Origin of the sequence: Streptomyces sp. CB00316 (genome assembly GCF_001905595.1) — a bacterium.
Classification (GTDB): Bacteria; Actinomycetota; Actinomycetes; order Streptomycetales; family Streptomycetaceae; genus Streptomyces.
Map to the genome: position 1 here is coordinate 333,170 of NZ_LIXI01000003.1, position 11,522 is coordinate 344,691.

11 protein-coding genes and 1 pseudogene are annotated in these 11,522 nt (G+C 69.2%); 4 read left to right on the plus strand and 8 right to left on the minus strand.

From position 1 onward, the window contains the following. The first annotated feature begins 55 nt into the window (after positions 1-55). Positions 56-856 carry a class I SAM-dependent methyltransferase gene (locus tag AMK21_RS09645; RefSeq protein WP_073876221.1) on the plus strand — a complete coding sequence of 267 codons (801 nt, stop codon included), beginning with the start codon at positions 56-58 and terminating at the stop codon, positions 854-856. Positions 857-916: 60 nt separating this feature from the next. Here the strand turns inward: AMK21_RS09645 and AMK21_RS09650 are convergent, their stop codons facing one another. Both AMK21_RS09650 and AMK21_RS36610 read right to left on the minus strand, forming a co-directional pair. Next, on the minus strand, positions 917-1,447 hold the full coding sequence (locus AMK21_RS09650) for a GNAT family N-acetyltransferase (RefSeq protein WP_234421880.1): 531 nt from the start codon (positions 1,445-1,447) through the stop codon (positions 917-919). A 114-nt stretch (positions 1,448-1,561) separates the two neighbouring features. Next, on the minus strand, positions 1,562-1,696 hold the full coding sequence (locus tag AMK21_RS36610; RefSeq protein WP_267893905.1) for a hypothetical protein: 135 nt from the start codon (positions 1,694-1,696) through the stop codon (positions 1,562-1,564). A 38-nt stretch (positions 1,697-1,734) separates the two neighbouring features. Here AMK21_RS36610 and AMK21_RS09655 point away from each other — a divergent pair. Beyond that, positions 1,735-2,172, plus strand: a pseudogene (locus AMK21_RS09655) (chorismate-binding protein); the annotation flags it as partial. A 166-nt stretch (positions 2,173-2,338) separates the two neighbouring features. Further along, a complete protein-coding gene (locus AMK21_RS09660; protein ID WP_199863163.1) occupies positions 2,339-2,650 on the plus strand; it encodes a hypothetical protein in 312 nt (103 codons plus the stop codon). 681 nt (positions 2,651-3,331) lie between these two features. On the opposite strand, the gene AMK21_RS09670 is transcribed toward AMK21_RS09660, so the two are convergent. The 6 genes from AMK21_RS09670 to AMK21_RS09695 all read right to left on the minus strand — a co-directional run bounded on the left by AMK21_RS09670 (position 3,332) and on the right by AMK21_RS09695 (position 10,027). Then, the gene (locus AMK21_RS09670) at positions 3,332-4,519 is read right to left on the minus strand and encodes a GTP-binding protein (RefSeq protein ID WP_073876227.1); all 1,188 of its coding nucleotides are present in this window, start codon (positions 4,517-4,519) and stop codon (positions 3,332-3,334) included. 6 nt (positions 4,520-4,525) lie between these two features. Next, positions 4,526-4,696, minus strand: coding sequence for a 50S ribosomal protein L32 (rpmF, locus tag AMK21_RS09675; protein WP_073876229.1), 171 nt, complete (start codon positions 4,694-4,696; stop codon positions 4,526-4,528). 152 nt (positions 4,697-4,848) lie between these two features. Then, a complete protein-coding gene (locus tag AMK21_RS09680) occupies positions 4,849-5,568 on the minus strand; it encodes a 4'-phosphopantetheinyl transferase family protein (protein WP_073876231.1) in 720 nt (239 codons plus the stop codon). Next, positions 5,565-6,413: a metallophosphoesterase family protein gene (locus tag AMK21_RS09685; RefSeq protein ID WP_073876768.1), complete on the minus strand. Its 849-nt coding sequence runs from the start codon at positions 6,411-6,413 to the stop codon at positions 5,565-5,567. The genes AMK21_RS09680 and AMK21_RS09685 overlap by 4 nt, the downstream gene beginning before the upstream one ends. A gap of 34 nt (positions 6,414-6,447) precedes the next feature. Beyond that, positions 6,448-8,292, minus strand: coding sequence for an ABC transporter ATP-binding protein (locus AMK21_RS09690; protein WP_073876233.1), 1,845 nt, complete (start codon positions 8,290-8,292; stop codon positions 6,448-6,450). After that, positions 8,270-10,027: an ABC transporter ATP-binding protein gene (locus tag AMK21_RS09695; protein WP_073876235.1), complete on the minus strand. Its 1,758-nt coding sequence runs from the start codon at positions 10,025-10,027 to the stop codon at positions 8,270-8,272. Before AMK21_RS09695 ends, AMK21_RS09690 begins: the two co-directional genes overlap by 23 nt. A gap of 274 nt (positions 10,028-10,301) precedes the next feature. Between AMK21_RS09695 and AMK21_RS09700 the strand changes: the two genes are divergently transcribed. Further along, a complete protein-coding gene (locus AMK21_RS09700; protein ID WP_073876237.1) occupies positions 10,302-11,336 on the plus strand; it encodes a GDP-mannose 4,6-dehydratase in 1,035 nt (344 codons plus the stop codon). Positions 11,337-11,522 lie beyond the last annotated feature (186 nt).

Sequence of the window (11,522 nt, forward strand, 5' to 3'; positions counted from 1 at the left end):
TGTAGGACCGTCGGTGCCCCCGCACGGACGAGAGACAGACGAGGTGACGCAAGCTATGGGTGTGAGCATGGCGACGGCCAGGACCTGGGTCGAGCGCTGGGAACGCCAGCAGGAGCGGTACGCGGTGGACCGCGAGGAGCGGTTCACCGTGATCGCCGATGTCGTCGAACACGCCATCGTAGGCCGCGCCGTCCCCCTCCTGCTGGACCTCGGGTGCGGCCCCGGCTCCCTGGCCGCCAGGCTCGACGCCCGCTTCCCGAACGCCGAGATCGTGGCCGCCGACATGGACCCGGTGCTGCTGGAACTGGGACGTACCCACCATGCCGACGCCGCCCGCTACGTCGACACCGTCATCGGAGCGGACGGCTGGACCGACGCCCTTCAGCTGGACCGCCCCTTGGACGCCGCCGTCTCGACGACCGCGCTGCACTACCTGACCGAGCCGGTGCTGCTGCGCACCTACCGTGCCCTCGCGTCCCTGCTGCGCCCCGGCGGCGTCCTGGTCAACGGGGACCACTTCCCGCCGGACGCGGTGGCCTGTTCGGAGCTCACCGCCCATGTGGGCCGTCGAAGGTCCGAGCGCACGGGTGGCCGCGGGCGCGAGGACTGGCAGTCCTGGTGGGACGCGGCAGCCAGGGACCCCGAACTGACCGACCTGCTCGATGAACGCCGGCGGCGCCATGCCCTCCATGCCGGCAGCGGCGGCGACGAGCAGGTCACAGTGAGCCGACACGCCGCACTGCTTCGTCGGGCCGGCTTCGCCCACGTCGCACCGGTCTGGCAGTTCGGAGACAGCACCGTGATGGTGGCGGTCATGGGGGACACGGGCGGGCTTCCCGCTCCCGCCGGAACCTGAGGGCAGTGGCGGGAGCGGATCGCTGGAGACCGTTGCGGGGGAGGGGAGTTGCCGCGGCTCTCACAGGGCCAGACTCATCAGGATCTCGTCGCGGTCGTCCCCGTGGGCCACGCGCAGTGCTCCCGGCCACCTGCCGACCTCCGCCCAGCCCGCCTTACGGTAGAACTCCTCCAGCCCCAGGCCGGACCGTACGGCGAGCTGTAACCGCTCCAGCCCCATCTCGTCGCGCGCGACGCCCTGGGCGTGTCGCATCATCGCGGCGCCGATGCCCCTGCCACGGAAGTGCACGTGTGTCTGGACGTGGTTCAACACGCCGCAGTGCGCCGCGAGGGGATGTGCCTCGCGTCGCAACAGCAGCCAGCCCGCGAGTGTGCCGTCCACTCTCGCCACGAGGAGTCTGCTGTGGTCAGGGGACAGTTCACGAGCGATCCTCCCGACCGCCGGGCGGAGCGAGGCCTGGGTCACCGGCGGGAGCGGGCAGCCCATCGGGACGACGGCCCCTCCTGCGTTGACGACCGCCGTCCAGCATGCGATCAGGCTCCGCCGGACGGTCTCGGTGGCGTCATGGGGCCGGCAGAGTTGTGCGATCACGGTGCTGGGTACCGTCTCGGACGCTGTCACACCCGTCAGCTTGCCAGCATCTTGCGGATCTCCGCTATGAGCTGCTGAACGGGAGCGCGCTGCCGACGGGGCGTGAATCCCCGCTCAGGCGTGCTGTTGTGCCGGATTGCGTGCGGTTGCGTCGAAGCGGCAGCGGTCGCAGACGTCGGAGTGTTCCACGGTGTGTTCCACCTCGGTGAATCCCATGGTCTCGGCCACGTCGTCCGCCCAGCGCTCCACGGGGTCGGCGTCGACGGCCGCGCCTGAGGGTCCGGGGGGTCGGCGAGGACGGCCGGGTCAGTACCCATCCCTTCGCAGGCACCCGCGCACGTGGGACGGGCCCATCGAGAGCGAGCGCCTACGCGCGGAACTGCTCACCGACCCCAAAGAGGTTCACGAGCACGCCGTATCCGTACGTCTCGCCTCCGACTGCGGCTCGATGCCGGACCGTGGGACGCCTTCGCCTCGATCTTCCCGGCGATCACCGCCACCGGAGTCTCCAGGCGCTCCGCCCTCCAGGCCCTGGCCCACCATGAGGAGGGTCCACGCGGCCTGTACGGCGGCGCGGTCCTCCGGGGGGGGGGGGGCACCGGTGGCGCCCTCGATGCGGCACTCGTCCTGCGCCAACCTGCGAGAAACTCCGCAGTGTCGCCCCGCGCTTGAGGTTCGCCATTCAGGAGATCCCGGAGTCGGCAGTGGCACGCCGAAGCCGGTGAAATGCATTCTCGGATATAGCACCGATAATCGTTATCGATAGTACGCTGGGTGATTAGTCTGCTTGCCTACGCGTGTTCTCTGTGGCAGCCTCGGCCGCGAGGGTAGAAAACAGGAGGACGCTGAAAGCTGCCGCCGTGAAAAGGGTGGTGGACTGAATTCATGGAGATGAGTGAAGTGGCGACATCCCTGCAACATCACCCGCACCCCGGTCATGACCATGCGCACGCTGCGGGCTGCGGGCACGTAGCAGTTCCCCACGGCGATCATGTCGACTACGTGCACGACGGGCATCTGCACCGCGAGCACGACGGCCACGTGGACGAATGCGAGGCCGGCGAGCACCGGGAGCACACTGAACACGCCCACGCCCACGGCGAGAGCTGCGGGCATGTGGCGGTTCCGCATGGTGACCACATGGACTACGTGCACGACGGCCACCGGCACGCGGCTCACGAGGGCCACTGGGACGACCACTGACTGTTTCGCTCGCATCATCCGAGAACACAGAATGCACCCCCTGTTCTCCGGGGTGCATTCTGTGTTCTTCCGTATTCCCGCGGAGGAATTCTGCGCAGGGGGTGAGTGGTCGCGTCTCACCTGATCGAGTGCGGAACGAGTGCCACTGCGTGCCCCCTTTTTGGGTGCGGCACGGAACGTCTTGGACCGTCGGCGTCCTCGCTCTCCGCGCCGACGAGTGCGTACTTCACTTGCCGGCCCCCAAATATCGCCTACCGTCAACCGATCTGTCCCCGGCCGGGCTTGGGAGACGCCGCCTCCAACTCCGATCGGCGCATCTCGCGCCGCTGCGACCCTGACACCCAGCGCAAGCGTTACTGGCTCCCCTGCGAGGGGCGGTACTTCGGGCTGGCGCTCAGCGCGAATCCGAGGGTGCGCCACAGTGAGCCGGTGGGGCTCGGAAGGTCGTCGCAGCGTGCGAAGTCGTAGTCGACCGAAGCGACGATCTCTTCGGCTCGCCGCCCCTCAGGAGCGCATGTTCCTTGCGGTTCTCCACGGCGCGGGCGTACAGCGGGATGAGGAGGGGCTCCTGTACCGCGCCCAGGTGCGGCTTCCTTCTGCCTTCCATGAGCGGCCGTTCTGGCGTAGGTGTGCACCGGGCCGGGCGGTGCCGTGGCTGCGACCACCGCCCGGCCCGGAGTTTCAGTGCCCCGTCACGGTGGTGAGAGGGTCGTGCTCGTGCGCGCAGCTCTCGTCGAAGCCGTAGGTGTCCCAGGTCGGGAAGGGGTCGGCCGCGGGCACGGCTTCGTCTTCCCGCATGAGGCAGTCGGTCAGCGCTGCCCGCAACTGCGACTCCTTGAGCTGGGTTCCGATGAAGACGAGTTCCTGGACGTGGGGGCTGTCTGTGTCGCGAGCGGAGTACGGCTCGAAGCGCACCACTGAACCCGCCTGGGACCACAGCCCCGTCACGTGGGAGCGATTGGCGAGGGTGAAGAAGCCCTTGGACCTGAGGATCTGTCCGTAGCCGCCGCTGTCCAGTGCCTCCGTCACGAACGACCACAGCCGCCCGGGGTGGAAGGGCGTCGCGGAGCGGAAGACGGTCGAGGAGATGCCGTACTCCTCGGTCTCGGGAACGTGGTCACCGTTGAGTTCCCTCACCCAGCCCGGCGCCTGCTGCGCCCGCTCCAGATCGAACCTCGCGGTGCCCAGGATCTCTCCGACCGGTACGCGGCCCCGCTCGGCGGACACGATATGGGCGGCCGGGTTGAGTCGCGAGAGGGTGGCTCGGAGCAGGCCGGCGGAAGCGGTGTCGACGAGGTCGAGCTTGTTGAGAACGATGACGTCGGCGAACTCGATCTGGTCCATCAGCAGGTCGCTGACGGTACGTTCGTCGTTCTCGTACTGGTCCAGGCCCCGTTCGGCCAGCTCGTCACCGGCGGCCAGTTCGGGCAGGAAGTTGGCGGCGTCCACGACCGTGACCATGGTGTCCAGGCGGGCCAGGTCGCCGAGGGTTGCGCCGTCGTCGCGGGCGAAGGCGAAGGTGGCCGCCACCGGCATGGGCTCGGAGATGCCGGAGGACTCGATGAGGAGGTAGTCGAAACGCCCCTCGCGCGCCAGCCGGTCGACTTCCTCCAGCAGATCGTCGCGCAGGGTGCAGCAGATGCAGCCGTTGGTCATCTCGACCAGGCGTTCCTCGGTGCGCGACAGGGCGGACTCTCCGCCGCGTACGAGGGCGGCGTCGATGTTCACCTCGCTCATGTCGTTGACGATGACGGCGACGCGCATGCCCTCGCGGTTTCCGAGGACGTGGTTGAGCAGGGTGGTCTTTCCGGCGCCGAGGAACCCCGACAGGACGGTGACGGGGAGGCGCGGCGGGGGTGCGTCAGGCATGTGGCGTCAGCCTTCGGGGCGGAGCAGGCCGCGCTCGTACGCCTTGGCGAGTCGCTGGGGTACGAGGTGGGGAACACCGTCCACGGTGACCGTCACCAACTGGGGTGTTGTGGCCTTCCACTGCGCGCGGCGGTGCCTGGTGTTGCTGCGCGACATCTTGCGTTTGGGTACGGCCATGGTGACCTCCGGGTGCGATCGGTGAGCGAGGCAGACGATACATGAAAATGAATGTCATTGCGATCTGCGCTCGCGTACGTGAGTCTCCGAGCAACGGGGCCAGAAGTCAGGCTTGTTCACCGAACCCTGCCCTGTACGGTTCGGCGCGCCCGCTACGGTGCCGGCGGGGGCTTCGGTCGGTGCTGGGCGCCTCGGAGGTCGGGGGCGGGGAGCCGGGGCAGATGGATGGCGGTCGCCAGCAGGCCGCGCTCCCTGGTCCAGCATCCGTCGAACCCGCCGAGGCTCCGGCCCTGCACCACGGGGCCCGGAACCAGCAGACGCGCCCGGAAGGTCCGTCCGGCCGGAGCGAAGACGATCTCCGCTTCCGCGAAGTCGAGTTCGCGTCCTGTGAGCGGGTACCACACCTTGAAAACGCTCTCCTTCGCGCTGAAGAGAAGCCTGTCCCAGTTCACCTCGGGCCGGAGAGCGGCCAGTGAGGCGATGCTCTCGTGTTCGCGAGGCAGGGCGATCGCCTCCAGCACGCCATCGGGCAGCGGCGCGTTCGGTTCCGCGTCGATGCCCAGTCCGAGCGTGTCCTCGGCCCGTGCCACCGCGGCGGCCCGGTAGCCGTCGCAGTGCGTCATGCTGCCGACGATTCCCTCCGGCCACCGGGGAGCCCCCCGGGGGTCGGGCAGCAGTGCCACCGGCGGTCGGCCCAGCTCGCGCAGCGCGCGCCTGGCCAAGAACCGTACGGTGGTGAACTCCCGTTGCCGCTTGGGCACGGCCCGCCGGATCAGCGCCTCCTCCTGCGGGAACAGTTCCTCGCCCGGCTCGTGCCCGTCGTCGTGGGACACCGCTGCCACGACTCCGGGGGGCAGTGCGCCGCGGATCACCGGACGGCCCCTGCGGTCCGTGCGGGAAGGATCCGGCGCAGGGGCTCCCGCGGGGGGCGTCCGCGCCACTCGCGCGGGTAGCCGACCGAGACCTCCTCGAAGGGCACCCCGTCGTGCCGCGTGACCCGGGGGATGTGCAGATGTCCGTAGACCACGGCGGCGGCACGGAATCGCACATGCCAGTCGGCGGTCAGGTCCGTGCCGCACCACTGGGCGAGTTCCGGGTAGCGAAGGACCCGGGTGGGGTCACGGACCAGCGGATAGTGGTTGACCAGGACCGTGGGCATGGACGGATCGACCGCCGCCAGCCGGCGCTCGGTCTCCTCGGCCCGTGAGCGGCACCAGGCGGCCCTGCTCGGGAAGGGGTCCGGATGCAGGAAGTACTCGTCGGAACAGACCACGCCCGCCTCGTGGGCCAGACGCAGCGACGCCTCGGTCGTGGTGGCGCCGGGCGCCCGGAACGAGTAGTCGTAGAGCACGAACAGGGGCGCGACCGTCACCGGGCCGCCGGTGCCCCGCCAGACGGGATAGGGGTCTTCCGGGGTGTCGACGCCCAGCTCCCGGCACAGGTCGACCAGCCGGAGGTAGCGCTTCTCGCCCCGCAGGTCGCAGGGGTCCTGCGGATGGGTCCACAGTTCGTGATTGCCCGGGGCCCAGATCACCCGGGAGAAGCGGTCACTGAGCAGCCGCAGCGCCCACTCGACGTCCGCGAACTTCTCCGCGACGTCGCCCGCGACGATCAGCCAGTCGTCCGAGGAGGACGGGCGCAGTTTCTCGACCAGTGCGCGGTTCTCGTCGTACACGACATGAAGATCACTGATGGCGAGGAGATGTCCGTCGGGCATGCTGTGTTCCTTGTCGGTCGTGGGGGAGTACGCGTCATCGGTCGTCGGCCGTCGCCGCGACAGGTGCGGGCGGCGCGCCGGCGCGGGCGTCGTGGAGGCGCGCGTACGCACCCCGGAGGCGGATCAGTTCCTCGTGGGTGCCGCGCTCGACGATCCGACCCGACTCCATGACGACGATGACGTCCGCGTCACGGATGGTGGACAGCCGGTGCGCGATCACGAAACTGGTCCTGCCCGTGCGCAGTGTCTTCATCGCCCGCTGGATGAGCACTTCCGTCCGGGTGTCCACGGAACTCGTCGCCTCGTCGAGCACCAGCACGGCGGGCTCCGCGAGGAACGCACGTGCCACGGTGATCAGTTGGGCCTCGCCCGCGCTCAACCCACCGGACTCGGCGTCCAGGACGGTGTCGTAGCCGTCCGGCAGCGTCCGGATGAAGCGGTCCGCGCAGGTGGCCTCCGCCGCGGCGACGATCTCCTCGCGGGTGGCCCCGGCACGCCCGTAGGCGATGTTCTCGGCGATCGTGCCGCCGAACAGCCAGGTGTCCTGGAGCACCAGGCCGAACCGTGAGCGCAGATCGTCGCGGGTCATCGTGGCGATGTCCGTACCGTCCAGCAGGATCCGGCCACGATCCACCTCGTAAAACCGCATGAGGAGGTTGCCCAGCGTCGTCTTGCCCGCCCCGGTGGGACCCACGATCGCCACCGTGCTGCCGGGCTCCACGGTCAGGTAGAGGTCCTCGATCAGCGGGGTCTCGTCGGAGTAGCGGAAGCCGACACGGTCGAACTCCACCCGACCGCCGGACGGCCCCGGCCGTGCCGGGTGCCCAGGGTCGGGGCGCTGCTCCTCCGCGTCGAGCAGGGTGAACACCCGTGCGGCAGAAGCGATTCCGGACTGGAGACGGCCCGCCACAGAAGCGACCTGGACGATCGGCTGGCTGAACTGCCGCGCGTACAGGATGAACGCCTGCACATCGCCCAGGGAGAGCTCGCCGCCCACGACCTTCCAGGCGCCCACCACCGCCACGGCGACGTAGCCGAGGTTGGCGACGAACATCATGGCCGGCTCGATGGCGCCCGACGCGAACTGGGCCTTCGTCCCCGCCCGGAACAGCGCGTCGTTGTGGGCGTCGAACCGCCGCTCCGCCTCCTCGCGCCTGCCGAAGCCCTTGACCAGCGAGTGGCCGGTGCAGACCTCCTCGACCTGGGCGTTCATCGAACCGCTGGCAGCCCACTGCTCCGTGAAGCGGGGCTGGGCGCGCCTGCTCATCCAAGCGGCCAGCAGTCCGGAGGCCGGGACGCTCACCAGCATGATCAGGGCGAGCGAGGGCGAGATCACCAGCATCAGGACCAGCATGGTGATGATGGAGATGACGGAGGTGATCAGCTCGGCGAGCGTCTGCTGAAGCGTCTGCTGCAGGTTGTCGACGTCGTTGGTCGTGCGGCTGAGCACCTCGCCCGCCGGATTCCGGTCGAAATAGCGCAGCGGCAGCCGCCCGAGCTTGTCGGCGGCCCGCTCGCGCAGGTCGAAGACCACCCGTTGCACGACGGCCGCGACGAGCCGCCCCTGCACCAGCATGAAGAGGGAGGCCGCGACGTACAGCACGAGCAGGAGGAGCAGGACTTCGCGGATCTCGTCGAAGGCGGAGCCGGAGCCGGCTTCGCCGCTCACGCTGCCGGGGACGGTGTCCCCCACGAGGCCGTCGACGATCAGATCGGTTGCCCGGCCGAGCAGCAGCGGACCGAACGCGTTGAGCGTGATCCCGACGACGCCGACGACGAGGGCCACGACGATACGGACGCGGTGCGGCCGGAGCAGGCCGACCAGCCGCCGGCCGGTGCCACCGGATCGCGTGGGGTCAGGGCCGGCCGACGAGACCATGAGCGGTCTCCTCCTCGGTGAGCTGGGACAGGGCGATCTCGCGGTACGTCGGGCTGTCGCGCAGCAGCTCCTCGTGCGTCCCCGTGCCGACGACCCGCCCGCCGTCGAGGATCACGATGCGGTCCGCGTCGCGGACCGAAGCCACCCGCTGTGCGACGGTGATCACCGTCGACCGTGCGGTCTCCGGCGCGAGCGCGGTACGCAGCGCCGCGTCAGTGGCGTGGTCGAGCGCGGAGAAGCAGTCGTCGAAGAGATAGACGGCGGGCCGGCGCACCAGGGCGCGCGCGATGGCCAGCCGCTGGCGTTGGCCGCCCGATACATTCGTGCCGCCCTGGGAGATCTCGGCGTCCAGCCCTCCGGGCATGGCCGCGACGAACGTGTCGGCCTGGGCGACCCGAAGGGCGTGCCACAGCTCCTCGTCCGAGGCCGCCGGAGCGCCGAAGCGGAGATTGCTCGCGACCGTCCCGGAGAACAGGAAGGGCCTCTGCGGCACGAACCCCACCGTGTCGCACAGGGCTTCGGGCTCCAGCTGCCGTACGTCGACACCGCTGACCCGCACCGAGCCCCCGGTGGCGTCGAACTGTCGCAGCACGAGGTTCAGCAGTGTCGACTTGCCGCTGCCCGTCGAGCCGAGCACGGCCAGGTTCTCCCCCACGCCGACCATGAGGTCGATGTCCTGGAGGACCGGCTTCTCCGCGCCGGGGTAGCGGAATTCCGCGCCGCGCAGTTCGACCCGCCCCACGGCGTCCGGTGAAGCGGCCCTCGGCCGGGCCGGCGCGGACACGCTCGTCTCCGTGTCCAGGACTTCCTGGATCCGGGCGGCCGACACCCTGGCCCGGGGCACCGACAGGAACACGAAGGCGACCATCACCACCGACATCAGGATCAACGACAGGTACATCAGGAACGCGCTGAGCGCGCCGATCCGCATCGCACCGCTGTCGATGCGGTGTGCGCCCACCCACAGGAGGGAGACCATGAACACGTTCATGAGCAGCAGGACCACGGGCAGCATCGAGGCGATGAGGCGAGCGACCCGCTGCGAGACCTCGTACAACTCCCGGCTCGTCCGGGTGAACCGCTCACGCTCGTAGCCGTCCCGGACGAAGGAGCGCACCGCGCGCACCCCGCTGATCTGTTCGCGCAGCAGCCGGCCGAGCCGGTCCAGCGAGGTCTGCATCCGCCCGTACAGGGCGCCCATGCGGGCCAGCAACAGGCCGAAGGCGACGGCGACGACCACGACCAGCACCACCAGGATCAGGGCCAACGGCACGTCCTGCTGGAGTGCCAGTGCCACGCTGCCCAGGCACATCAGCGGTGCGGCCACCACGATGCCGAAGCCGGACTGCGCCAGGGTCTGGACCTGGTGGACGTCGTTGACCGTCCGGGTCAGCAGAGACGGGGTGCCGAACCGGCCCACCTCACGGGCGGAGAAGTCCAGTACCCGGCGGAAGACGGCGGAGCGGATGTCGCGCCCCATCGCCATCGCGGTCCGGGAGGCCAGGGACACCGCGCCGAGCGCCGCGACGACCTGGACGAGGGCCACCGCGACCATGACGGAACCGAGCCGTGTGACGTAGTCGCGGTCCCCGGTCAGCACACCGTTGTCGATGACGGCGGCGCCCAGCGTCGGCAGCAGCAGGGTGCCGAGGATCTGCACCAGCTGGAGGACGACCAGCAGGGCGGTGAGACGCCGGTAGGGGCGTACGCGGGTACGCAGAAGTCTGAGCAGCACGGAACGACACTCCGGTCGACGGAGCCGGCTCGGGCGCCGACGCACACAGTGCACCGCATCGCCGTCCCGAAAATCACTAGTGTTCGGCCACTTCCGGCGCTGCCGCGGAGCTGCGACTCGTGAATTCCCTAGTAAGGCCGGGATTTCTTGACACTGCGGTCGGCGGCTTGCGAGCGTGCCGATGTCTATCGTCCGGACAGAAGCGTATTCGATGCCAGGTCGTCGACCGAGCTGTGCGTTTGGGCGGTCTCTCCATGGTCCAGAAGGGGTTCGCATGACCAAGCGTGCGCTGATCACCGGTATTACCGGGCAGGACGGTTCTTATCTGGCCGAGCATCTCCTGTCCGAGGGGTACGAGGTCTGGGGGCTGAACCGGGGGCAGGCGAACCCGCGCAAGTCCCGGGTGAGCCGGCTTGTGTCGGAGCTGTCGTTCGTGGACGGCGATCTCATGGACCAGGGCAGCCTGGTCTCCGCCGTCGACACCGTGCAGCCCGACGAGGTGTACAACCTGGGCGCGATCTCGTTCGTGCCGATGTCCTGGCAGCAGGCCGAACTCGTCACCGAGGTCAACGGCCTGGGCGTGCTCCGCGTCCTGGAGGCGATCCGGATGGTGAGCGGCCTCAACGGCTCGCGCAGCCCCGGGGAGCACGGCCAGATCCGCTTCTACCAGGCGTCGTCGTCGGAGATGTTCGGCAAGGCCGCCGAGACCCCGCAACGTGAGACGACGCTGTTCCACCCGCGCAGTCCGTACGGCGCGGCCAAGGCGTACGGGCACTTCATCACCCGTAACTACCGCGAGTCGTTCGGGATGTACGCGGTCTCCGGCATGCTCTTCAACCACGAGTCCCCGCGCCGCGGCGCCGAGTTCGTGACCCGGAAGATCTCGCTGGCCGTCGCCCGGATCAAGCTGGGCCTCCAGGAGAAGCTGCACCTCGGCAATCTCGACGCGGTACGCGACTGGGGCTTCGCCGGCGACTACGTCCGCGCCATGCACCTCATGCTCCAGCCCGACGAGCCGGACGACTACGTGATCGGCAGCGGCACCATGCACTCCGTACGCGACGCCGTGCGCATCGCGTTCGAGCACGCGGGCCTGGACTGGCAGGACCACGTCGTCATCGACCCCGCGCTGGTCCGCCCCGCCGAGGTGGAGGTCCTCTGCGCCGACAGCGCGCACGCCCAGGCCGCGCTCGGCTGGAAGCCCACCGTCGACTTCCCCGAACTGATGGCCATGATGGTCGATTCCGACCTGAGCCAGGTTTCCAGGGAGCACGAATACGGAGATCTCCTGCTCGCTTCCAACTGGTAGGGAGCCGATGGACCGCGAAGGACTAGGGAATTCCCGTAGCGGTCCGTAAGAGACTCGCCACATGGCTTCTGGCTGACGGCTGCGAAGCCATGTGGCTTTCTATTTCTTTCGCATTGCACGGCGAGCGCGAGATGCCCCCGCGTGATTCATGTTCGGCCGCTGGCTGTCGAGATGGGTTGAGTTGAG